Here is a 24,438-nt window from a genome sequence, read left to right as displayed (position 1 = left end):
AGAGTACCTATGTTTTTCTATTACCTGGATCTCGCCTGGCGCAGTATTAAGAAGACGCCATTTTTGTCACTACTTATGGTGTTAGCCATCTCTATTGGTATCGGTATTACGATTACGACCTTGAACATCTATCAGATGGCCTCGATTAACCCGGCGGGTGAGCGTTCTTCTAAGTTATTTGAGGTGCGGTTATGGAGTCAGGGGATTGATACCTGGTCACGGCTTAATCAGCAGATCACCTATCAAGATAGTTTTAACTTGCGTAAAAGTCCGGTGCCTGTTCGCCAGACTCCTATGTTCATGACGGGTTTTGCGGTGCAAACAGATGATCCGGAATTTACACCGGTTTTAGAAAATGCTCGCGTCACTGACAGAGACTTTTTTGAGCTATTCTCTGTGCCATTCCTTTATGGCGGAGCATGGGATAAACAAGTGGACAGTGAGCCGGCCTATCAGGTTGTGATCAGTGAAGAGCTCAATAAACAAGTGTTTGCAGGCGAAAACAGTGTTGGTAACACCCTGTATTTGAATCGTAAACCGTATCAAATTGTGGGGGTAACTAAGACCTGGAATCCAAGCCCTAAATATTACGATGTGAACAATGGCGCCTTTAACGATGCTGAGAAAATCTTTGTGCCTTATTCATTGGCACCAAGCGAGGAGTATGATAGTTGGGGAAACAACAATAGCTGGCGCAATGAACCTATGGACACCTATGCCCAACGTTTAGCGTCCGAAGCACATTGGAATCAATATTGGGTAGAGCTGGATAATCCTGAGCAGGTACGCGCTTATAAAGAGTGGATCGCCAACTATATCGAGCAGCAAAAGCTGATCGGTCGCTTCGAGATGCCGGATGCCAAAGCAGAGATAGCCGATGTCGCAGAATGGTTGAAAGTGAACAAGGTGGTTCCGGAAGACAACAAGATCCTCGTTGGTTTGAGTGCACTATTTCTTATCGTATGCCTGGTTAATATGTTGGGGCTGCTGCTGGCTAAGTTTCTCAAACGTGCACCTGAGATTGGCGTTCGCCGCGCTATCGGTGCAAGCCAAAGTCAGATTTTCTCTCAGCACATGGTGGAGGTCGGGCTAATTGGCTTCTGTGGTGGTTTGTTAGGGCTATTATGGGCCTGGGGTTCGTTATCTATGCTATCGGCTCACTTTGAGCTGGAAGATGCATTGACTCAACTGGATTACAGCATGTGGATTATTGCACCGAGTATCGCCATTTTTGCGACCTTGCTTGCCGGTATATATCCCGCCTGGCGTATCTGCTCAACAAACCCCAGCGTTCATCTGAAAAGCCAATAAAGAAAGGGAGAGCTTAGCATGTTACAGATTAAACCTATTTTAAGTACTTTAATGCGCAATAAGAGTGGCCCGATACTACTGCTTATTCAGATTATTTTATCGGTGTCCATAGTTGCGAATGCCAGCTTCATCATCAGTGAGCGAATTGATTTAATGAGCCGAGATTCAGGCTTAGCCGAATCGGAAGTGTTCGATTTTAGAGTCTATAACTTCAACCCTGAGACAGATTACGGCGCGCAAAATGGCCGTGATATGACAACTCTGCGCAGCTTACCTGGCGTCATTGGTGCAACGAGTACCAGTATGACGCCACTCAGTGGTGGTGGGTGGATGTCAATGTTCACTTTCGGAGAGAGTGAGGAGACGGTCAAGGAGACCGAAGGCGCAGCCATCTATTATGGTGATGAGCAGATGCTGAAAACCTTAGGTGTGAAGCTTATTGCCGGGCGTAACTTCTATGAAGAGGAGATTCTTCATGGCAGCCCCAATCAGGCAAATTTAGCCATTATCAGTCAGGCGTTTGCTACAGCGACTTGGGGAGATGAGCCAGCCGTTGGTCAAGTTTTCTATGCGGGTGACTTTGGTCAACAACCGGTTGAGGTCATAGGCGTCGTGGAGACATTGCAGGGTGCTTGGGTAGACAACTCCAGCCTGAATAACAGTGTCATAATGAATGTTGAGTTAGCTTTCCCATTCACTAAGTTCTTAGTGAGAGCGGAAGAGGGCACGCTGGCACAGCTTAAAGAAGCGATTCCGGAAGCTCTGCATAAAGACAGTCGAGAGCGTGTTGTCAGTGGTTTTAAATTGATCAGTGAACATAGAAAAAGCTCTTATCGTAACCATGAGTTGATGGCAACGGTGTTGTCTATGATGGTGATACTGCTTCTACTTATCACCTCGCTCGGTCTGGCTGGCATGGTGATGTTTAACATCGAACGCCGCACTAAGCAGATAGGTACCCGCCGTGCATTAGGCGCGAAGAAGCGTGACATTATCAGCTTCTTCCTGGTAGAAAACTATATTATCTGTCTTGTAGGAGGTGTAATTGGCGCTCTGGTTGCGGTTCAACTAGGCCAACAGCTGATGAGCTTATACAGCTTACCTCAATTAGATCTTATCTATCCGCTAGTGACGGTTGCCGGGCTTATTGTACTAACGACCATTGCGGTTATTTTGCCGGCTCGAAAAGCGGCGAGAATATCGCCTGCAATCGCGACGAGAAGCGTATAAGTTTATAAATATATATATTAAGCGAATGAGAAATGATCTTTAATTCTCATTCGCTTTCAGTTAGTTTTAGTCTCAGTTTTAAACGTTATTTTAAAAACAAGTTTCAGACAACTCTCGACTATTGACGACTATTGACGACTAACTTTCGACGATTAATAACTAACTTGCGACTACTAACTATAAAACGGGTATACAGATTATAAAAGAAGATATGGATACGATTCTTATTGTCGATGATAATCAGGCCGTGTGTAATGCGCTGGCCTTGATGCTGGAGCTTCACGGTTATCAGCCGCTCACCTGTTTATCTCCCGATACCGCCCTGGAGTTGATACATCTGCACGATATATCTCTGGTGATCCAAGATATGAACTTCACTCAAGACACCACATCCGGTGAAGAGGGCAAAGCGCTGTTTTATGCCATCAGAGGCCTTCAACCTGAGTTGCCCATTATATTATTGACCGCCTGGACTCAGCTAGAGATAGCGGTAGAGCTGGTTAAAGAGGGCGCGGCAGATTACATGGGGAAGCCTTGGGAGGATGCCAAGTTGCTGACCAGTATCAATAATCTTATCTCGCTACATACACTTTCAAAAGCCAATACTCAGCTTAAGCGGGTCGAAAATGAGCGCATGTCTGCCATCAAGGGCGCGGATCTATGTGGCATCGTTTTCGGCAGTGGTGCCATGCAGCGTTGTGTCGATTTAGCCCTGCAGATAGCACGCTCCGATGTGTCTGTATTGATCACCGGTCCTAACGGCGCCGGCAAAGATAAGCTCGCCGATATCATTCATGCTAACTCGCCCCTTAAGAGTAAACCCTTTATTAAGGTGAACATTGGCGCACTGCCTATGGAGCTATTAGAGGCGGAGCTGTTTGGTGCAGAGGCCGGGGCCTTTACTGGGGCGAACAAGACTCGTATCGGTCGCTTCGAAGCGGCGGATGGCGGCACCCTGTTTTTAGATGAGATAGGTAACTTACCGCTATCTGGTCAGGTGAAGTTACTGCGGGTACTTCAAACCGGTGAGTTTGAACGCTTAGGCAGTCATCAGACCCGTAAAGTTAATGTGCGGGTGCTCAGTGCTACAAATGCCGATCTGGACGAAGAGATCAGGACTGGGCGTTTTCGTGAGGATCTCTTCTATCGACTCAACGTGATTGAGTTGGCGTTACCGCCACTCAATGCCCGCTGCGACGATATTCTGCCTCTGATCGGTCATTTTGTCGGCCCGGATTTCTCGCTGAACAAACAGGCTCAGCAGGTGCTTGTTGAGCATCAATGGCCGGGTAATGTCAGAGAGCTCGAAAATGTCTGCAAGCGTGCGGTGATACTGGCGCAGGATAGCGTGTTAACGGTGGAAGACTTTGGATTGATAACGAGCTCGGGAGCCAACCTTACGCATAGACAGACTGAGCTTAGCCGAGTTGAGCATAAGCAAACAGCGGATGTCGATAAACCCACTGCGGATGAGGCCCGTAACGCCACTTCAACTCAGGCGTTGGCCGAAACGAACACAGGAGAAGCCCTCGATTCGACAAGTTCCCAGCCTCTGAGCAAGGAGTCTCTGAGCAAGGAACCTTTGGACAAGGCGAGCATTGAAGAGGCTTTACTCGAGCACAGTGGCATTATAGCCAGAGTCGCCAAGTCACTGGGCCTCAGCCGACAAGCCCTGTATAGACGTATGGAAAAGTTTGGTATCGATAAATAACGGAGTGGTTAGTCGCTTATGGCTATAGAATTGCCAATTAAATTACCTTTTAACTTGAGGTTGGCATTACGCACTAAACTGATATTAGGTACTGTGATTGCCAGTGTATCAGGAGTGTTACTCTCTTTGCTGTTCTTGTCTGAGCCGGTTCAAGAGCAAGGTACGCAGTGGGGGGCGCTGGCACTGGTTTTACTGGCCACTATCTCACTGTCCTGGGCGATGAGTTATTTTGTTACCCGTAAATTAGCCACGAGTCTGATGGCGCTGGAAGTCGGCTTACTCAACTTTAAAGATAATGACTTCAGTGTCAGCATTCCCGTTAGTGGCGATGAGCAACTCAGCGCGCTGGCGACCCTCTTCAATGAGTCTGCTGCCAGCCTGCGTCAGGAACGTCAATATATCTACCAACGTGAACTCCTGCTCGATAAAGTTATCCAGAGTTCACCCAATGTGATGCTACTGCTCGATGATGATCAGAGAGTCATTTACGCTAACGATGCAGCCCGTCACCTGTTTAATCAGGGAGTGCGCATCGAAGGTTTAAACCTGACAACTCTGCTTGAATCGGTGAGCGATGAGCTTGCCCGGGCATTACAAAATCCTAAAGGTGGCCTGTTTAGCCTGGCAGGCTGTGATGAGGGAGAAGATGAAACCTGGCATCTCTCACGGGGGCAGTTTCTGCTTAACGGACAATACCACCACCTGTTGCTGCTGAAGCAGATGACTCATGAGCTCAACAGGCAGGAGGTGGCGGTGTGGAAGAAGGTGATACGCATCATCAGCCATGAGCTGAACAATTCTGTGGCGCCAATCGCCTCTATGGTGAACTCGGGGCGTATGATCACCCGGGAGTTAAACGATCCTAAACTTAAGATGATCTTCGATACCATTGAGGATCGCACTAACCATCTGAGCCAGTTTATCTTCAACTACGCGCGTTTCGCCAAGTTGCCTATGCCCAAAAAGTCTGTCGTAGATTGGCATAAACTCACAGAGCAGCTGGGTCAACATTATGCGTTTAAGTTGGTGGGTAAACTTCCCGAATCTCAGGGGAGTTTAGATCTTATTCAGATGGAGCAGGTACTGCTTAACCTGCTTAAGAATGCCCACGAATCGGGGTCCGCTTCAGAAGGTATAACTTTGAGTGTTGAAGCGTCGACATTGGTCGATGGCACATCAGGGATCAGTATCGAAATTAATGATGAGGGGGCGGGGATGTCTCCGGACGTTCTCAAGCAGGCCCTGTTACCTTTCTACTCGACCAAACAGTCCGGTACAGGCTTAGGCCTGCCCTTGTGCCGTGAAATTATCGAGGCCCACGATGGTCGCATCAGCCTGCATAATCGCGACGATGTGGGGCTTTGTGTGCGGGTGTGGTTACCCCAATAGTTGGTACCTTCGAATGAAGGTTGGTTACATTTTGTTTGGTTTATTGGTGTTGGGTAGGGTTGTTGAAAGTCGGACTTTCATGGTTATCTATCGCCTCCGGCGAGGGGATGTGCAGATACCTCTGTGACACGCTGTGAATACGTCCGTGTAAGCTCGACGGCGGCATCCTTGCCGCCAACGGTCACAGCCGCATCTGCACTAGCTGGTTTACAAGACGGTTGTCTCTTCGATTTGGCTTTTGCTCGAAACCCGCCCCCTAAAAGCTTCGCGGCTAAAGCCACTCCTACATGGGAAATGTCGTAGCCCGTATCTCGAAACTATCTCTGCTCTGTCTTTAGCTCGAAACTCGAACCCTAAAAGCTTCGCGGCTGAAGCCGCTCCTACATGGGTCGTATTTAGCTCGCTGCTCGCCCCCAAAAGCTTCGCGGCTGAAGCCGCTCCTACATGGGTCATATCAAGCTCGTTGCTCGTTGCTCGTAACTCGCGACTCGAACCTCGAGCCTAAAACCTTCTCAGCTCTTAGCCATCGCATTCCAAAATAGGGCGAAGCTGGCTTGTCGGTGGGACTTGTCTTGCCAGGTTTGTGGGTTATCGAGGAAGAAGCGGGTGGCGGCGAGGTATTGGCCGTGACAGTTATCTTGCATCAGGGCCAGTGGATAAGCTGCGAGTAGCCCCTGTGCTTGCCCCTGTTGTAACAGCGCGCCCATGAAACCTAAGATGCCATTCATGGCCTGTTCTCGGATCTCTATGGCGATAGACGGTGACATAGAGTACTGCTGGAAAAACTCCTGCTTAAGTGGGTTATCCATGGCCCATTGTATGGCACTACACCAGAGGTGCTCGGCGTCCTGCTTGAGATCGCCACTGTCTTTTATCTGAGCCTGGATCTCGTTGGCGAACTCTTGCTTTATCGTTAAAAACAGATGATTCATCAGTTCATCCTTCGAGGGGAAGTGATGAAACAGGGTGCCGGTCGCCACACCAGCTTGCTTGGCTATCGAGGCGGTCGAAGTCGCATAGAAGCCTTGGCTGACAAATAGTGTCAAGGCTGTGTCTAAGATGGTCTGTTTTTTATCTGGTTTGCTCATCAATTGCCTATTAGCTATCTATTAATTTGCTGTGTTTTATCGCTTACGAGTTCGAGCATCTTGCTCGAACCTAGAACCTAGAACCTAGAACCTAGAACCTAGAACCTCTTAACGAATAAACATCTTATAAAGTAGTTTCTGAATCGGGTTTCCGTAGGGAGGATGAATAAACTTTCCGGTGTTCAACTTGCCTCGGCTTAATACGGTTTTAGCATGGCTGAGTGTCAGGAATCCCTCTTTACCATGATAGTGTCCCATGCCCGATGGCCCTATACCACCAAATGGCGCATCGTCGGCCGCGACGTGGAAAACGGTCTCGTTAATACATACACCACCGGAGTGAGTCCGGTTAAGGAGCCTATCTTGAACCTGTTCATCGAAGCTCATGATATACAAGGCTAAGGGTCTCGGACGCTCGTTGATGTAAGTGACGGCCTCATCGAGTGTGTCATAGCCGATGATCGGCAGCAGTGGGCCGAATATTTCATCTTGCATCAACTGCATATCATCACTGACTTGGGTAATAAGCTGAGTCGGAATTTTACGCTTAAGGGTATTGATGGCTTCATCATTGGCCGAAACAATCTTGGCCCCCTTAGATTTTGCATCTTCGAGTACCGAGAGCAGGCGGTCGAACTGACGCTGATTGATGATGGCGCCGTAGTCGTTATTGTCGCTAATCTTGCCATACATGGCGTTGAACTTAGCCTGATAAGCCTTGATAAATTCGGCCTGCTTCTCTTTAGGTACCAATACATAATCCGGGGCGACACAGATCTGGCCCGAATTTAAACATTTGCCGTAGATCATGCGCTCGACAGCTGTCGCTATAGGCATATCCGGCGCGATAACGACCGGTGACTTGCCACCTAATTCAAGCGTTACCGGTGTTAGGTTCGCAGAAGCCGCTCGCATCACGTGACGTCCCACGGTTGTGGAGCCGGTGAAAAGCAAGTGATCGAAGGGTAAGGATGAGAACTGGGCTGCGATATCGGCTTCACCCTCTACCACGGCAACCTGGCTGGTATCGAAGATACTTGCCAGCATCTCCCCTATGACCTTATTGGTTTCGGGAGTAAATTCTGATAGTTTCAACATGGCACGGTTTCCCGCGCTCAGTGCGGTGATAAGTGGTCCGACGGAGAGCATTACCGGGAAGTTCCAGGGGACTATGATGCCGACAACACCTACAGGTTGATAATGTACCTTCACCTTTGCGGGAGCGAGCAGTAATCCGGCATGACGGCGACTCGGCTTCATCCACCTCTTAAGATTTTTCAGGCTGTAGTTAATGTTATTGATACAGGGCATGATGTCTGAGATCAGTGTGTCATCGGTCGAACGGGTGCCGTAATCGCGATTGAGTGCATCTGCCAGAGGTTCTCGATATTTGAGCAACGCCAGCTTTAGTGATTTAAGCACTTCGACTCTTTGCTGGTAAGTCGGGGCGGCCTGAGAGTTAAAGGCATCTTTCTGTAGCGCTAATAGCTCTGTTAATCCGCTTTCTGAAATGATTTCAGACTTGATGGGCATATTCATTGGTTCACTTCTCCGGCTTGAGTGTTGGCAGAGTTGCATGTTCGCTGCTACAGCGGACCCTAAGTGACTCTTAGGCCCTATCTCATCTTCATGCTGCTCAGTAAATTTACATGTAAGGTATCGTTTGTTAAAACCATTCTGTACAAGTTCACTTCTTACAAGTCATTTCTCATAAGTTATCAAAACCGACTGATTAGTCGGTCGCGGTTTTTATATTAGTGTAGTTTAATCATAAGATCTACCCCTGTTCGATATTTGTTCAAATTAGGCTCGCAGTGTGATCTCGATCAACTTCCAATCTCAGACAAAAAACTAGACTTGAGTTGCCAGTGATACTTTTAAGTGGGAGGGGTATCACTACTTTACGGAATTAAGGAGTGGTATATGGGTAATGAGCGACATGGAATTTCAATCGGTATAGAACGCAATGGTGATGATTTTTATCTATCATTTGTTGCGACTGGCAGTCTGACCCACGAAGATTATGAGCAGATGGTTCCCTTGTTAGAGTCCGCGCTCATTGGAATTAGAGAGCCCGATATTCACGCCCTTGCAGATCTTAGGGGCTTGAAAGGGATGTCGCTTCATGCTGTATGGGACGATCTTAAGCTAGGATTTTCTCATGGTAAAGAATTCAAGAAGATGGCGATATTGGGTAAAGGTGGTCTGCAGGAGTGGATGTCTAAAATGGCGGATTGGTTTACGCCTGGGGAGATTAGGTTCTTTGAGGGCAAAGAAGAGGCCTTAAATTGGCTTAAGTAAATAGTTTATTAGGCTGTTATTAAATAGAAATTTGGTAAAAATCACCAATATATTGGTGTGCATGGGTGTAAATTTCAATATGAAAGCTATGCTTTAATTAATGGAGGTATTATGAGAACTCGTCAAATTTTGTGTCCTACAGACTTTTCCGATACGGCATCTCACGCACTTCGTTATGCGATTGAGATGGCAAATTTTTATCATGTCGGTTTTCGCCTGCTGCATGTGATAGATCAGCCTTATGGTGATGCGAACTTCCAAATTTTAGCCATTACTCCGGAAGAGTTGGCTCAGAATATGGAAGAGGACGCAGCCGAGAAGATGAAACAGCTACTTTCGGGCCTTAAGAGTGAACTCTCTATCGAAACCGTGATTAGGCGCGGTTTGCCCGTGGAGCAGATCCTCGAAGAGGCAGAAGAAAACGATGTTGGAATGATAGTGATGGCCTGCCATGGCCGCACCGGTATATCTCACTTTCTGCATACTAATGTTGCCGAAGGCGTGGCCAATGGTGCTAAGTGTCCTGTGTTGGTGGTGAAATAAACCCAACTAATTCGCCTAAACTATCTGGTCGTAAAGTGCTGTCGACTAAATATGATTAATACATGAGTTAAAAAAGAAGGAGTAAATAATTATGCGTACTCGTCAAATTTTATGCCCTACTGATTTTTCTGAGACAGCTTCGCATGCCTTAAGCTATGCCATCGAGATGGCAAATCTATATCAGGTAAATATCAGACTTGTACATGTTATGAGTAAGCCTTATGGCGAACACAATTACGGGATCATTGTTGAGAGCCCCGAAGAGCTTGAGACGCAGCTGGAAGCCTATTCAGAGGAAAAACTCACTGAGTTGGTTGCTCAAATTGAACCTGCTTTAGATGACGTATTGAGTGTGACACCTGTGATCAGAAGTGGTGATATTTTCGCTAACATATTAGAAGACAGCGTGGAAAATGAGGTCGGAATGATTGTTATCGCCAGCCATGGTCATACAGGCTTGTCTCATATGCTGAATCCTAATGTGGCTGAGGCTCTGGCGAATAAGGCTAAGTGCCCGGTATTGGTTGTTAAATAACTCTAGCTTGAGCAACCCGATACCCACTCAAAGCTCAGTAACCTGAACTCGGGCGTTTCTGAAGTAAGAGTGTGTCTTAAATACTAGCATGTCTGAGGGTCATGCCCTCAGGCATCAGGCTGCCCAGAATAGCCCGGAGAGGAAGAGCCGAAGAAATGGTTTAACTCTTTTTAAAGCCCGCTTCGTTCATTCCCAAATCCTTTCACTATCAAATAACGTCCTTCAATATCAAATCCTTTCAATACCTAATAAATAGCTAATCAATCGCTATGTCTGCCTTGCCGTAGATCTACATACCGATATCACCGAGGCTATCAAAGGCTCGTCTATCCTGCTGGCATTATAGGCCAGCCCTATCCGCTTCATGAGTTTCTCGTTTGCAATGGGACGTAACACGAAGCCATCGTTATGCTTTATCTCCTGCCAGTCCGGTAGTAGGGCGGCGCCGACACCGGCACTGACCATAGGCCAGGTATATTCTATGGTACGGATATTGGCTCTGGGCTGAAACTGAACCCCCTCAACTGCCATGGCTTGTTTTAATCTATCCAGCGCATCGCATGGAGTGCGGTTAATAAAGGGGATACCGTCGAGATCTTCGATAGAGACCAGTGGTTTACCGGCGAGTGGCCAGCCATTAGGGATGGCAAGTTGATAACTGTCCTCCCAGATAGGAATAAAATCCTCACAACTCGATGCAGACTGAGATAAGACCACTCGCGCATCGCAGGGCTCATCGGGTTCTACCAGGGTGAGTTCCAGGTTATCTATGCGCTTAGTCAGCTCGGTAAGCAGTTCGCTCATGCGCTGGGCCCCCAAGGAACGCATAAGCCCCAGACGCAGGGGAATAGGTGTGGGCCCATCGCTGAATAGATGCAGAATTGACTGTTCGTTATCACTCATCTCTCTGGCTAGAGGGTAGAGTTTATCCGCCGCAGATGTGGGCCTGACACCTCCCGCATGACGGACAAACAGCTCGATGTTGAGCTCTTGTTCCAGCTGTGAAATCGCTGCTGTGATCGAAGGCTGAGAAACGAAGCACTGTCGCGCTGCGCCTGTGATGCTGCCCTGCTCATACACTGATTGAAAGTATTTAATCGATCTGAGCTTCATTTTAAAATCCTATTAAGCTACGAGCTACGAGCTACGAGCTACGAGCTACGAGCTACGAGCTACGAGCTACGAGCTACGAGCTACGAGCTACGAGCTACGAGCTACGAGCTACGAGCTACGAGCTACGAGCTACGAGCTACGACATTCTTCATGTAGGAGTGGCTTTAGCCGCGAATGTTTCAGAGCCACGAGCTAGAATGATCGCCGCTTATCCTCGTCTTTTTCTCGCGACTTTCTCTGCTTCTTCTCAGTCTACTCAGGCTTTTCTATGCAAACAAGCTTAAGTCATAGGTTTTAACTATAGGCGGCATAAAAAGATTGTATTTCATCAATATCCATAAAAAATGTATGGTTAATAATTAACCGTCTAGAGCTGTGGTTTTACTATTGTTTTACTCTTTTTGTTTAAAAGCTCTTGTTTAAACATCTGTTAAAAACTCTTATTAAAACGCACATTAAAAATGTGTTTAAGAAGAGCATCGTGCCCCTTTCTATAGGGGAGATAAGTCACTGATAGGACATAATAATGAGCAATCAGAACTCTGCCGAACGCATAATTACAACCTCTGCCCCCCAAAAGCATTTAGTCGTCAACACGGCCGCCGTCGAACAGACTATGACCCGATACGGTTACGGTGATGAGACGATGAATATCATCAACCGGGAGAGGTTGTTGCCGGCGGGGTTGCTTAGTCGGTTGCATGCTTCCTATCCGCAGCACTCAGGTTTTCTCGAAAGCCGTGAGTTTCTCTTTAATGAGAAAGATCACTACACGGGCTTGTCCGGGTTTCGTGAAGTCTGCGCGATACTGAATAAGAATGGCATAGATATCGGTGCCATCGATGAGCGGGAACTATTTGTCGAGGTGTATCGTTTCCTGGCGACGCGCCACACACTGAATAGCATTAACTGGGATGATTATCCAACCGATTCTGTGTTCCAACTGGTGTTTCCACAACCCGGGATGATCGATGAACAGACGACGCAGCAATATGTCGGAAGCCCGGATGCTAAGGCCCGCACTCAGGTCGCTATCGATTACATGGAGAAGACGAATCCACACGATGGCAATCAGCAGTTAAATAAGCCCTGGTTTGTGAACGATGAAGGCGTGCTGGAGTTTCTCGATGGTAGCCAGCACAAGTATCCTCAATGCCAGTTGGTGTTTGATAAGACCACCCAAAACTGTTTCTCCTTCTGCACTTACTGTTTCCGTCATGCACAGGTCCGTGGTGATGAAGATATGTTTATCCAGAAAGATATTGCCCAACTGCATGAATACCTGAGACGACATCCTGAAGTGACCGATATTCTGATCACCGGCGGTGATGGCGGTTATATGCCTGTGAGCCGTTTACGCCAGTATGTGATGCCCCTTATCGAAGATCCCTCTCTGCTGCATGTTAAAAATGTCCGCCTGGCAACCCGCGCGCTGACCTTCCAACCCGAGATGGTGCTAACTGAAAAGTATGAACCTATGTTGGAGCTGTTCGACACTATGCGTGATAACGGCGTGCAACTGGCGTGGATGGCTCACTTCTCTACGCCTCGCGAACTGCTTAATCCAAGCACCATAGCGGCTATTCGTCGTCTGCAAAACCACGGAGTGAATATTCGTAGTCAGAGTCCGATGATGAACCATATCAGCCTGTTCAAAGATGAAGCCGGTAATGTCGATGTCGAGCGCTCCTCTCAAAACTGGATCGATCTGGCGACCATACTGGGCATGATGTGTGTGGGCTTCCACTCCATGTATTGCGCCCGCCCAACCGGCGAGCATCATTATTACACCGCGCCGTTGGCCGATATGGGCAAAATTTTCAATCGCATCTACCGCTCACTCGCCTCTATCAATCGTCCTTCACGCCATATCTCTATGACTATATCGGCAGGTAAATTGGCCATCCTGGGTACCTCGGTGGTTAATGGCGAGAAGTGTTTCGCCTTGCAGTTTACCGAGGCCAGAAACATGGAGTGGATGGATAGAGTGATCTTGGCGAAATATGATGAGAAGGAGAATAAGATCGACTGCCTTACGCCACTGGATACCGATAAGTTCTTCTTCGAAGATGAACTCAAACAGATTGAGGCAGATCTGGCAGATGCGCTGCAGCAGCGTTTAGGTTAACTCATAAGGTGTTGTAAATATGATAGATAAACGTATAGCTTCATGTCGCGATGCGGTGGCCGATATTTTCGATGGCGCGACTGTGATGATAGGTGGCTTCGGCGAAGCCGGTAGTCCGATAGAACTCATTCATGCCTTGATCGATCATGGTGCCCGCAACCTTACCGTGATTAATAACAATACCGGTAGCGGCCATGTGGGTCTGGCGGCCCTGATTGAGAATGGTCAGGTGGGTAAGATGATCTGCTCATTCCCGCGAACCGCGAATTCGACGGTCTTTCCCGATCTTTATCGGGCCGGCAAGATTGAGCTCGAGTTAGTGCCTCAGGGCACGCTTGCCGAGCGGATCCGCGCCGGAGGCGCCGGGATCCCGGCCTTCTATACGGCGACGTCTGTGGGGACGCCGTTGGCCGATGGCAAGAAGCATGAGATGTTCGATGGACAGGAGTTTGTACAGGAGCGCGGTCTGACTGCCGATTTTGCCCTGATAAAAAGCCTCAATGCCGACCGTTATGGCAACCTGATATACAACAAGACGGCGCGAAATTTTGCCCCCATCATGGCGATGGCAGCCAAGTGCACCGTAGTGCAGACACAGGTATTTGTCGAAGCGGGCGATATCGATCCCGAGGTAGTCGTCACCCCCGGCATCTTTGTTAATCGTATCGTGACCGTCGAAAATCCGGCTCAAGAATCGAAGCTAGTCAGCGCCGGAGTCACCTATCCATGAGTAACTTAACCATGAGCAGTCTATTTATGAGCAAGATAAGTCAGCACAATCATGAAGATGCATCAGATAAGATCGGTTGGGATCGTGAGCAGATGGCTCAGAAGGCCGCTCAGGATATTCCCGACGGCGCTTATGTAAACTTAGGCATAGGGATCCCGGAAAAGGTCGCCCGTTATGTTCCCGAGGGGCGTGAGGTGATCTACCACACCGAGAATGGCTTGCTTGGCATGGGGCCAACGCCAGAAGATGATGAGATAGATTTTGAGCTTATCAATGCGGGTAAGAAGCCTGTCAGCGCAATAGCGGGTGCGGCCTATTTTCATCATGCTGACAGTTTTGCCATGATCCGTGGCAAGCATATCGATGTTTGTGTGTTGGGTGCGATGCAGGTCTCGGCTAAGGGGGATCTGGCGAATTGGTCGACCGGTGCCGTCGATGCCATTCCTGCCGTGGGTGGCGCCATGGATCTGGTCGCCGGGGTTAAGACAATTTTTGTTATCACTCAACATACGACCAAGCAGGGGGAGCCTAAGTTGATCGAGCATTGCAGCTACCCGCTGACCGGACAGGGGGTGGTGAGTCGCATCTATACCGATCTGGCCGTTATCAAGGTCACGGAGCGAGGTTTAGAGGTGGTCGAGTTGGCACCGGGTGTCGATTTTGACTATGTGCAGCAGCGCACCGGTTGCGAACTGCTTCGGTCATAATTGGCGGCCATAGTTTAAGGCCTACATGGTTTAGAGCTAAAGCCTAACGCAATAGTGCGAACAAATAGCAAGAACCCTACAAAGTTTGTAACTTGGAATATGAAAGATGGAAGATAACCAGAACATTATCCATAACACTAATAGCAAGAATAATAACGACAATAAAAAAGTATCTCCCGACCGCAGCGCCGAACTCTACAGTAAGGCGCTAACCTTGATGCCGGGTGGCTGCAGCCGTAATACTGTACTCAGAAGCCCGAACCCGCTCTATGCAGAGTCGGCAAAGGGCTGTTATGTCACCGATATCGAAGGTGTGACGCGCGTCGATTTTGCCAATAACATGGCGGCTCTTATCCATGGGCATGCTCACCCTAAGATTGTCGCCAATGTGACCGAACAACTCAATAAAGGCAGTGCGTTTACCTTAGCGACCGAAGTTGAGATCGATTATGCCGAGCACTTGTGTAGTCGCAATGCAGGCTTTGAGAAGATCCGTTTTGTCAACTCAGGCACCGAAGCGGTGATGAGCTGCCTGAAGGCCGCAAGGGCCTATACCGGAAGGCCTAAAATAGCCAAGGTTGAGGGCGCTTATCATGGCCTCTATGATCATGCAGAGGTGAGTCAAACAGCCAGCCCTGCTAATTGGGGAGATGAGTCAAATCCCAATAGTGTGCCCGTCGCCTTCGGTACACCCGAAGCCACGCTTAACGATGTGGTGGTGATCCCGTTTAACGATGTTGAGCGGGCCATCACCATCTTAGATAAGCACAAGGGTGAGTTAGCCTGTGTGCTGGTGGATCTTCTGCCTCACCGTGTCGGGCTTATTCCTGCCTCGCAGGAGTTTGTGGTTGCGCTTAGGGAGTGGACGACGAAACACAATGCCCTGTTAGTGTTCGATGAGGTGATCACCTTCCGCAATGGTTATGGCGGGGCACAGGATAAGTATCCCATTAACCCGGATCTGACCGCCATGGGCAAGATGATTGGGGGAGGTTTCCCGGTCGGTGCACTGGCTGGTCGCGCTAAGGTGATGGATGTGATGAATCCTCTCAATGATAAGGTGTTGTTCCCTCACTCCGGCACATTCTCGGCGAATCCCGTGACTATGGTGGCGGGCTTAACCGCCATGACACTGTTCGATCGAGAAGCGGTGACTAAACTGAATGAGTTAGGCGAGCAGCTGCGCTCTCAAATCACCGAGGTTATTGCGATTGCGGACGTCCCCGCTTGTGTCACCGGTGACGGTTCCATGTTCCGAATTCATATGAAGGCTAACCCCCCGAAGAACTATCGTGCCTCTTTTGCCGATGCTAAGGAGAGCCGTATCAGAACTGCGCTGGTGGACCACCTGTTTGATAACGGATTTATGATGATCAACACCTGCTCGGGCACGCTTTCGACCGAGATGACAGGTAAAGAGATAAACCAATTTACTCAGGTCTTACTGGATGGGCTTCGTAAGATTAAACCACTGTTTTCATCTGTAGAAGGTCATTAACATGAGTTCAAATAAGCTGAAAGATGTCTATATCTGCGATGCGGTCAGGACACCGATAGGTCGCTATGGTGGGGCATTATCTTCCGTTCGGGCCGATGATTTAGCAGCCTTACCACTTAAGGCCTTGATGGAGCGAAATCCGGGAGTCGATTGGCAGGCTGTCGATGATGTGCTGCTGGGATGCGCTAACCAGTCTGGCGAAGATAATCGCAACGTTGCCAGAATGGCGGCTCTGTTGGCCGGCCTGCCTCAAGAAGTCCCCGGCTGTACGGTGAACCGCTTGTGTGGTTCGGGTCTTAATGCCATTGGCGATGCGACCCGCGCGATCAGCTGTGGTGAAGCCGAGCTGATGATCGCAGGCGGCGTCGAGAGTATGTCACGCGCTCCTTTCGTCATGCCCAAGGCCACGACACCCTTTTCACGCTCAACCGAGTTCTATGACACCACCATGGGATGGCGTTTTATCAATCCTAAACTCGATGCCGATTATGGCACCGAGGCGATGCCTCAGACGGCGGAGAACCTGGCCAACGACTTTGGCATAAGCCGGGAAGATCAGGATAAGTTTGCTCTCTGGAGTCAGCAAAAAGCGGCGGCGGCACAGGAGGATGGGCGATTTGCAGAGGAGATTATCGAGGTGAGCATTCCTATGCGCCGCGCCGATCCTGTGCTCTTCAGTCAAGATGAGCATCTGCGCGGGACGAGTCTGGATAAACTTGCCAAGTTAAGGCCCCTGTTCGATGGCGGTTCAATCACGGCGGGTAATGCCTCGGGAGTTAATGATGGGGCTGCGGCCTTGCTGCTTGCTTCGGCTGATGCAGTTAAGAAACATGGTCTCAAGCCCAAGGCGAGAATATTGGGCATGGCGGTTGCGGGCGTACCACCAAGAATTATGGGAATAGGCCCTGTTCCTGCTACCCGTAAGTTGCTCAAGAGGCTTTCACTCACTCTGGATGATATGGATATCCTCGAGTTTAATGAAGCCTTTGCCGCTCAGGCTTTAACCTGTACCAGAGAGCTTGGGCTGAAGGATGATGACCTCAGGATAAATCCACAGGGCGGCGCTATCGCGCTCGGCCACCCTTTAGGCATGAGCGGTGCACGTCTGGCCACCAGTGTGACCTATCAGCTAGAGCGAACTCAGGGAAAGCTGGCGTTATGCACCATGTGCGTAGGTGTGGGGCAAGGGATCGCTATGGTAATAGAGAGAGTGGAGTAATAAAAGCTGTCAGGCGCGAGGTCCTAGTTTCTAGGACCTAGTTCCTGCTCCCTCGGCTCTAGGTTCTGACGCTTAGCTATCAGGTCAAATTTTTCTACGCCAATCATCAGTAAGAGAATTAGTTTCAGATTAATTAGGTATTTATGATCTTTTACCTGAGATGATGAAAGCGAACAATTGGTAATTAAAATCCATGAATTCTTAACTTTAAAACTGGTTGCATCGGTGAAAGTCATCTAGATTTAAACTAACTAGTACTAAGTCGTTAATAACAGGGTTAAAGGAGAAAAATAATGCGTACTCGTCAAATACTCTGTCCCACAGATTTTTCCGAGACAGCATCTCATGCTTTGGGTTATGCCATGGAGATGGCCCGACACTATGAGGTCGGTATTCGTTTATTGCACGTCATCGATAAGCCTTTTGGTGATAAACACACGCGGGTCTTGTCTGTTACATCCGAGGAGCTTGCGACTCGGTTGGGGGGAGAGGCTGCTGAAAAGATGCAAAAGCTGATAGATGACCTGGATACTGAGGTAAAAATTGAGGTCTTGATCCGCCACGGACATGCCACTAAACAAATTTTGGATGCGGCCAAAGAGATTAATGCCGGGATGATCGTCATGGCCAGTCATGGTTACACAGGTCTGAGCCACTTTCTGCACCCGAATGTAGCTGAAGCCATTGCCGGTGGAGCAGAGTGTCCGGTTTTAGTTGTGAAGTGATATTCATTTTTGCGCTAGAGACTGGAGCTACAGCTCTTTAGCGCAGATATCTCCGGTAGAGCAAATGGTCGGTGACAAACGTCTGCCTGTGGAACCGCGCGGGTGAAGGTTGTCGAAGATAACTCACTCTTAAAAACAAAACCCTTCATTATTGTTCTACTAATTGTTCTACTATCTGTACTCAATATTTTTTACTTCTGCTGTTTTAATCTCAATATTCAGAGCAATTCTTTGTCCCGCATTCATTTTTACTCTTCAATTAGATTTATCTGTTGTTAAGTGTCTGTTGGCTAGTGCAAAATACCTCCAAGATTCATTATTGTTTGTTATGCTTAATACTAGGCTCGAAAAACGGAATGGCTGAGCCGGAACAAAGGAGGCGATAAACCTGACTCGGTAGGCAGTGTGATGGTCAACTTACAGATTAAACAAAAAATGACACTGGGATTGTTAGTCCCGTTAATTCTATTAATCAGCATCTGTTTTTTAGCTGTTAACATGATGGGGAAGATCGAAGCCGGTGTCAGCAGCATATATAACGACAGGGTCGTGCCTCTGGAAGACCTGAAAATTATCGGCGATGACTATGCGGTCTCGGTTATCGATGCCGTCAATAAGGCCAATGCCGGTATGTTTAGTGCTGGTGAAGCAAGCCGTGCTATGACTGAATCCAGCCGAAATATTAGTGAAAAATGGGATGGCTACATGGCGACAACCTTGACCGATGAGGAGTCCAGGTTAGCTAAGGAAGCCAATCGATTATTCACGCCAGCCAATCAAGCAATCTCTCAACTTGTTAGTAAGCTCAATAGCATGCAAGGGGCGGCTACTGGTCAGTTGAATGATGATATTGCCCCACTCTACGATGTGATAGACCCTATCAGCGGAAAAATTGCTGAGCTGGTCAGCCTTCAGTTAAGGGTCGCTGGCGAGGAGAAAGACAAGGTAGATGAGATTTACTCATCTTCGATGAAGATTTTTATCGTCTTGACCCTGATTGCCATAGTAGCGAGTGTCTTGATTGGCCTCTGGGTGACAAAGGCCGTGATGCGTCCCATAGATAATATTGTTACCACGTTGAACACCGTCCGGGTCGATTCTGATCTGACTGTGAAATTTAAGACCTTTAATGACGATGAGCTGGGGCAGATCTCGACCAACCTGACCCTGGTGATTGAGCATCTTCGTGGCATTCTTAACTCTATTGCACTCGCTGCCAATACTGTCGGAGATTCGACTGTAAAGTTGAGTGAGTTTACTCAGCAAACCAATGACAGAATGCATCAGCAGCAATCGGAAACTGAGCAGACTGCAGCGGCGATGAATGAGATGACGGCAACTGTTGCCGAGGTGGCGCAAAGCGCGACTAACGCCGCCGATTCCGCCAAAGATGCTGAAGGCAATGCGACTAAAGGTAATGGCATCGTTCAGCAATCGGTTTCCAGCATGTCTCAGCTCTCTAAGCAGATAGAGCAAACCTCTGAGGTGATCACCCATCTGGCCAGTGAGAGTCAAAATATCGGTAGTGTTCTGGATGTGATCAAGGGCATCGCCGAGCAGACAAACCTGTTGGCGTTAAATGCTGCCATTGAGGCGGCCCGTGCCGGTGAACAGGGACGAGGCTTCGCGGTGGTGGCCGATGAGGTGAGAACCTTGGCACAGAGAACCCAGGAATCGACCCAAGAGATTGAATCTATGATCGATGGTTTACAAAAAGGGGTTCAGGAAGCCGTAGGCGCCATGAAGGTGGGTACAGAGCAGGTTTATGATGCCAATGAAAAAGCCAACATGGCCGGTGAAGCGCTAAATGAGATTGTACTCTCCGTCGATAATATCAGTAACATGAATACTCAGATCGCCACGGCAGCCGAAGAGCAAAGCAGTGTCGCCGAAGACATAAACCGAAGTATCATTGCCATCAGTGATATCGCGCAAACCTCTACCACGGCGGCTCAAGAGCTGACGAGTTCGGTGGAAGAGCTAACCAGCCTGTCTGAAAGTATGCGTGAACAGGTGAGCCAATTTAAGCTCTAGATTTCTGACCGCTATCGAGTCGAGAGAGAACCTCTACCTAAGGTAAGGGTTCTCTCTTTTTGCTTAAATTGTCATTCGTTGCTTGAAGCCGATACTCGCGCTACAGCTAAAAACTCGAGCCCGGTTGTGACAAAAACTCCAGCTCGACCGCCGTCGATTCTCGTCCGAGGATCTCGTTCCTGTGAGGGTACCTTCCGAAGCGATCTATGATGATTTTATGGCGACGTTCGAACTCCAGATTCCCCTTGGCCGACTCCCGACTAAACAAGATCATCGCAACCTCGTGGATGCGAGGGGATTCACTGTGCATATAGGGCATAAACAGAAAAGGGATCTGTTTGCCTTTAAGCTCAGTATCGATATTTAGTGCAACAGCCTCTTGGGCTAAGGTCAGTGCCATGGGATCGGCGGCGAATGACTCTGGCGTATCACGATAGATGTTGCGGCTGAACTGATCTAGCACGATGATCTCGGCAAGCCGCCCCTCAGGTGTCGTGCGCCAATGGTATAGCTCTCCACGTTTGGCCTGCTGGACTAACTCACCAAACCTGTCTTCGAGCAGGCTATCGAACTGGGTGTCTTTAACCCACCAGAGTTTAGGATCTATCTCTTCAAACCAGAAGTGGATGATGGTATCCGGGGTCATATTAATAATGCTTTGATTATTAACTTGATTGCTGCTGTTCAATGTCTGACTCTCCTTGGCTGGCCTAACCGTAACCGACATAAGAAACTTTCCCCTTCCTGTCGATTGCGATAAGGCGACTTAAAAAGTGCTGGTGTCCAATTTTTACCTGATACTGACAATAATTTAGCAATTTAAGTTTAGGCTATTCAAGTGCTTGTTTGTATTTTTATATCGAGCGTTTCCTTATACAGATTTTAGATCCAGTTCGTATGGTCTTTGGCGGTTATCGCTAATGCACGTTCGGCGATAGCTCTGGCATCACCCAAGGGCATATAGGGGATGGTCAGGGGACCGCTGGCAAGTCCCAGTTCCAGGCTGGCCAACTGTTTTCGTTTCTGGCTCGGGGTTTGAGTAATGGCCACATGTTGAACTTTTTTCAGTGCGATAAGGTGCCAGGTTTGTCCGAGCATACCCGTATGGACCCAGCAATCATCTCCCCGATGCAGGTAACCCCATTGGCGATACCTCAAATAGAGGCCAACCACAAAGCAGATGGCCGCAAACCATAATAGCTCAGTGAAGGGGTTCAGACCCAGAAATAAGGTATTTACCATGGGGATGAGCAGTGGCAAAAAGCCTCGACGCCAAAACCAACCAAGATGGATCCGAGAGTAGGAGTGAGGCAGACTCGAACTCACAGAGACTAACCCCGGCAGTTTAGGCATTAACGCTTCGATGGCCTCTCTTGTCATACTGGGGACCAGCATATGCTTCTTCGCGACCTGTTCAACCTCGGTCCCTTTGACCTGTTTGAAGTTAATTGTCCATAGCTTGAGAAAGCGACCGATAATGGGCTGAGTAAAGCGAATGACCTGTATGCGATGTTGCGTCAGGGCGTCATTTTGCTTAGCTATTATCCCGCCGGTTCTATGCAGTGTATCTCCACTTAAACTCAGCCGATAGGGATAATACTTGAGTACGGATGCTGTCATAGATATCAGTGAAAGTAACAGATAAAAGCCGATAATTAGTGAGCTGGCGAAGATAAACTGGAGCAGCATATTGACGGCGATGGCTTGCTCATACCAATGCATCACACCCAGGGCTTGGTCGGTATTTGCCAGGGCTTCCCAATCAAACTGACCGATAATAGGGCCTGCGATGATGGCAAACCAAAATAGATTATTTTGATAGAAACCGAACAGTAACAGTGATTTCATCTTTTTCAACACCAAGGGGGCTTGGTTATTCGCCGGACTCACCTCTGTCCCGGTTTGATTTGACGTTGAGTGCTGGTGTGTTTCGGCCTTGCTGTCTGACCCTGAATCGAAAGAGTGCTGTGGATTAACCAGCCGCTGTTTGAGTTCAATGGCTTGTTGATAACTGACGGCGGCTAATACGGCTTCATCTTTCTTCGATCCCGCAGTTTCAACCACTAAACTATAGAGGCCCATCGGCCTAAAATAGAGGGGCTGTTCCAGACGGATGTTTTGAATCTTGCTTAGGGGGATTTCATGAGCCTTCTTAAAAATTAGCCCCTGGCGAATACCCAACTTGTCATCGAACAGGCGATAGCGAAACATGGCCCAGTCTATAATCGCGCTGATGAGGATCAGTAAACATACCCCGACAAGGGCTATAATCATCCAGGGAGAATCAAATCCCTGCTTCCAACCCGTATAGATGAAAGGCACCATGGCATAGCCGTTCGTTACCAGGATACGAATGGTGTTAAAGGTAAAACTTACTATTGACCACGGAGACAGGCCCTTCCACTGAGGGAGTAACGGACTCATATTATTGCTCTGCCCCGTCGGCTGCGGGCTCCTCTTGTTTCACCTCTTCTTCATTCACCTCCTTCTCATTCACGATAGCTGTGTTTTTGATGGCGACTGCCGCCATGCTGAGCAGGTGTTGTCTGAGCTTTTCTGCGGTTTTACTCTCTAACCCGGGCAGTTCGATCTCTGCACTGCCACTTCCGGCGCTAAAACATTTAAGGGTCCGCAGATAAAACTTTCGCTCTAACGGGCCTTGAGACAGGCTGATATGTTGCAGTCGGGTATAGGGGAGTGAGATCCGCTTCACCCAAATGATTCCGGTCTGCATCACGAGTTCATGGGGACAGACCGCGTAACCTATTGCCTTGGCATTGAGGTACCTCAGCCAAGTGATCCCAGAACCAATCATCAACAGAGCCGGAATGACGATTGCCGCGATGGGCAGGGGAATGGTCGCGACAAAAATGAGAAATACCGACAAGGTCGAGATAAAGGTTATTGCAATGGCCGCCGTTTCAATGAGTACTTGTGTGTAATGGCGCGGCTCAACCGGTGACAATGGGATCTGGTCGAAGCTTTGCCACTGTTCCAGAGGCTGTGGATTGTGATCTAAGGGAGAGCGGTCTAATAGATCGTGCTCTAATGAACAGGGATCTAATGGCTCACTCTTTAAATTATCTTTTATTTCAGGCGTTTCATGGGGCATGTGCCAGTATCCGTTTCTGGTTTTTTATTCATTTTCGAATATCACTATATCAAGAAGAGGTTATCTTTCTCTATAGGCTGACATATTTCACAACAATTTCACTCTGTGGTATTTTTATAGGGGCTATACCTACTAGTATTCGTTATTGATAATTGATTTATTTAAATAAAAGGTGCCGATTTGGACATTGAAGTTTCAAAACAGAAAAAAGCATTTCTACGAAAGCTATACCTTGCGCATCATATCGATAGTGAGCAATATAACCTATTGTCTTTAAATAAGTTAACTGGCATGCCGAGACGAACGCTTCAAGATGCTATTGCAGCGCTTTCAGACATAGGTATTGAGTGTCAGTTTATTCAGGACGGCGAGCGCAATAATGCCGGGCATTATCGTATCAATACCTGGGGACCCATCAGCAGCGCCTGGGTAGACACTCATCTGGATAAAATCACCGAAATCTTGGCTTGATATATAGCTAATATTAGCCTCGAACTACGAGGTTTGAGGTTTGAGGTTTGAGGTTCGAGATACGGGCTTCAAGGTACGAGCCACTAGCGTTTTGGTTGTAATGGGAAATTCTCAATGTAGGAGCGGCTTTAGCCGCGAATGTTTCAGAAGAGAGAGTTATAAGCTGTAAGTGGTAAGTAAGAGCTCGCTGGCTCTAAGCGCTTAGCCGTCATCCTGAATTCATTCTTTGTAAAGAGCAGGATCCAGCGTTTTCTTTTAGTGCTTGAATGCTCTTATCGTCATCCTGAACTAGTTTCAGGATCCAGCCATTTATTATTGTGATAGAGGGCTTTACTTTTTATAGCCCAATAGCCCAATAGCCCTTTTGCTCCATCTTGAGCTCATCTTTTAAGCTAGCGACTGTGGCACTCTCTGCCCCATCATCTTAGCCTTTTCATTTTTAATAAAATCTTAAGCTACTCCTGCTAGAGTCCGCCGGCTGCGGAAGAGGCCGGACTTTTACTCTTATTTTTAGTTTATTAGTGTACCGAACCATCCTTATACCTCTGCAGATCCCTTTAATCAGACTGACTCAGTTATTTTTTCTGATCTTT

Annotated in this window: 21 protein-coding genes; 15 read left to right on the top strand and 6 right to left on the bottom strand. The window is 48.2% G+C overall.

What is annotated here, in order from left to right:
* Positions 1–9: 9 nt before the first annotated feature.
* From SSED_RS19450 to SSED_RS19435, 4 genes are all read left to right on the top strand, one after another.
* Positions 10–1,311 carry an ABC transporter permease gene (locus tag SSED_RS19450; protein ID WP_012144055.1) on the top strand — a complete coding sequence of 434 codons (1,302 nt, stop codon included), beginning with the start codon at positions 10–12 and terminating at the stop codon, positions 1,309–1,311.
* Between the two features lie 18 nt (positions 1,312–1,329).
* Positions 1,330–2,541, top strand: a complete 1,212-nt coding sequence (locus SSED_RS19445) for an FtsX-like permease family protein (RefSeq protein WP_012144054.1) — start codon at positions 1,330–1,332, stop codon at positions 2,539–2,541.
* A gap of 211 nt (positions 2,542–2,752) precedes the next feature.
* Positions 2,753–4,252: a sigma-54-dependent transcriptional regulator gene (locus SSED_RS19440; protein ID WP_012144053.1), complete on the top strand. Its 1,500-nt coding sequence runs from the start codon at positions 2,753–2,755 to the stop codon at positions 4,250–4,252.
* 18 nt (positions 4,253–4,270) lie between these two features.
* On the top strand, positions 4,271–5,641 hold the full coding sequence (locus SSED_RS19435; RefSeq protein ID WP_012144052.1) for a sensor histidine kinase: 1,371 nt from the start codon (positions 4,271–4,273) through the stop codon (positions 5,639–5,641).
* A 512-nt stretch (positions 5,642–6,153) separates the two neighbouring features.
* Here the strand turns inward: SSED_RS19435 and SSED_RS19425 are convergent.
* A complete protein-coding gene (locus SSED_RS19425; protein ID WP_012144051.1) occupies positions 6,154–6,729 on the bottom strand; it encodes a TetR/AcrR family transcriptional regulator in 576 nt (191 codons plus the stop codon).
* Between the two features lie 108 nt (positions 6,730–6,837).
* Complete coding sequence (locus tag SSED_RS19420; RefSeq protein ID WP_012144050.1) at positions 6,838–8,268, bottom strand: coniferyl aldehyde dehydrogenase; 1,431 nt, start codon at positions 8,266–8,268, stop codon at positions 6,838–6,840.
* 384 nt (positions 8,269–8,652) lie between these two features.
* Between SSED_RS19420 and SSED_RS19415 the strand changes: the two genes are divergently transcribed.
* The 3 genes from SSED_RS19415 to SSED_RS19405 all read left to right on the top strand — a co-directional run bounded on the left by SSED_RS19415 (position 8,653) and on the right by SSED_RS19405 (position 10,108).
* The gene (locus SSED_RS19415; protein ID WP_012144049.1) at positions 8,653–9,030 is read left to right on the top strand and encodes a SpoIIAA family protein; all 378 of its coding nucleotides are present in this window, start codon (positions 8,653–8,655) and stop codon (positions 9,028–9,030) included.
* Positions 9,031–9,141: 111 nt separating this feature from the next.
* On the top strand, positions 9,142–9,573 hold the full coding sequence (locus SSED_RS19410; protein WP_012144048.1) for a universal stress protein: 432 nt from the start codon (positions 9,142–9,144) through the stop codon (positions 9,571–9,573).
* Between the two features lie 91 nt (positions 9,574–9,664).
* Positions 9,665–10,108: a universal stress protein gene (locus SSED_RS19405; RefSeq protein ID WP_012144047.1), complete on the top strand. Its 444-nt coding sequence runs from the start codon at positions 9,665–9,667 to the stop codon at positions 10,106–10,108.
* A 267-nt stretch (positions 10,109–10,375) separates the two neighbouring features.
* Here SSED_RS19405 and SSED_RS19400 read toward each other — a convergent pair whose 3' ends face one another.
* A complete protein-coding gene (locus tag SSED_RS19400; RefSeq protein ID WP_012144046.1) occupies positions 10,376–11,221 on the bottom strand; it encodes a LysR family transcriptional regulator in 846 nt (281 codons plus the stop codon).
* A gap of 526 nt (positions 11,222–11,747) precedes the next feature.
* On the opposite strand from SSED_RS19400, the gene SSED_RS19395 reads away from it, so the two are divergent.
* From SSED_RS19395 to SSED_RS19360, 7 genes are all read left to right on the top strand, one after another.
* Positions 11,748–13,349 (top strand): hypothetical protein, encoded by a 1,602-nt coding sequence (locus SSED_RS19395; RefSeq protein WP_041421811.1) that lies wholly within the window; start codon positions 11,748–11,750, stop codon positions 13,347–13,349.
* Positions 13,350–13,368: 19 nt separating this feature from the next.
* Positions 13,369–14,079 (top strand): 3-oxoacid CoA-transferase subunit A, encoded by a 711-nt coding sequence (locus tag SSED_RS19390; RefSeq protein ID WP_012144044.1) that lies wholly within the window; start codon positions 13,369–13,371, stop codon positions 14,077–14,079.
* Between the two features lie 26 nt (positions 14,080–14,105).
* Positions 14,106–14,786 (top strand): 3-oxoacid CoA-transferase subunit B, encoded by a 681-nt coding sequence (locus SSED_RS19385; RefSeq protein ID WP_041422325.1) that lies wholly within the window; start codon positions 14,106–14,108, stop codon positions 14,784–14,786.
* Positions 14,787–14,892: 106 nt separating this feature from the next.
* Positions 14,893–16,284: an aspartate aminotransferase family protein gene (locus SSED_RS19380; RefSeq protein ID WP_012144042.1), complete on the top strand. Its 1,392-nt coding sequence runs from the start codon at positions 14,893–14,895 to the stop codon at positions 16,282–16,284.
* A 1-nt stretch (position 16,285) separates the two neighbouring features.
* Positions 16,286–17,503 carry a 3-oxoadipyl-CoA thiolase gene (pcaF, locus tag SSED_RS19375; protein WP_012144041.1) on the top strand — a complete coding sequence of 406 codons (1,218 nt, stop codon included), beginning with the start codon at positions 16,286–16,288 and terminating at the stop codon, positions 17,501–17,503.
* 293 nt (positions 17,504–17,796) lie between these two features.
* Entirely contained in the window at positions 17,797–18,228 is a 432-nt protein-coding gene (locus tag SSED_RS19365; RefSeq protein WP_012144040.1) for a universal stress protein, read from the top strand.
* Between the two features lie 408 nt (positions 18,229–18,636).
* Positions 18,637–20,262: a methyl-accepting chemotaxis protein gene (locus SSED_RS19360; protein WP_012144039.1), complete on the top strand. Its 1,626-nt coding sequence runs from the start codon at positions 18,637–18,639 to the stop codon at positions 20,260–20,262.
* 106 nt (positions 20,263–20,368) lie between these two features.
* Here SSED_RS19360 and SSED_RS19355 read toward each other — a convergent pair whose 3' ends face one another.
* From SSED_RS19355 to SSED_RS19345, 3 genes are all read right to left on the bottom strand, one after another.
* Positions 20,369–20,908 carry a DUF924 family protein gene (locus SSED_RS19355; RefSeq protein ID WP_041422321.1) on the bottom strand — a complete coding sequence of 180 codons (540 nt, stop codon included), beginning with the start codon at positions 20,906–20,908 and terminating at the stop codon, positions 20,369–20,371.
* 236 nt (positions 20,909–21,144) lie between these two features.
* Positions 21,145–22,686, bottom strand: a complete 1,542-nt coding sequence (locus tag SSED_RS19350; protein ID WP_012144037.1) for a PH domain-containing protein — start codon at positions 22,684–22,686, stop codon at positions 21,145–21,147.
* A 1-nt stretch (position 22,687) separates the two neighbouring features.
* A complete protein-coding gene (locus SSED_RS19345) occupies positions 22,688–23,374 on the bottom strand; it encodes a PH domain-containing protein (protein WP_012144036.1) in 687 nt (228 codons plus the stop codon).
* A 180-nt stretch (positions 23,375–23,554) separates the two neighbouring features.
* On the opposite strand from SSED_RS19345, the gene SSED_RS19340 reads away from it, so the two are divergent.
* Positions 23,555–23,845 carry a winged helix-turn-helix domain-containing protein gene (locus SSED_RS19340; RefSeq protein WP_012144035.1) on the top strand — a complete coding sequence of 97 codons (291 nt, stop codon included), beginning with the start codon at positions 23,555–23,557 and terminating at the stop codon, positions 23,843–23,845.
* The last annotated feature ends 593 nt before the right edge of the window (positions 23,846–24,438 follow it).

Origin of the sequence: Shewanella sediminis HAW-EB3 (assembly GCF_000018025.1) — a bacterium.
GTDB lineage: Bacteria > Pseudomonadota > Gammaproteobacteria > Enterobacterales > Shewanellaceae > Shewanella > Shewanella sediminis.
Note: the sequence above shows the minus strand (reverse complement) of the source record. Positions and strands in the feature narration are given on the sequence as shown.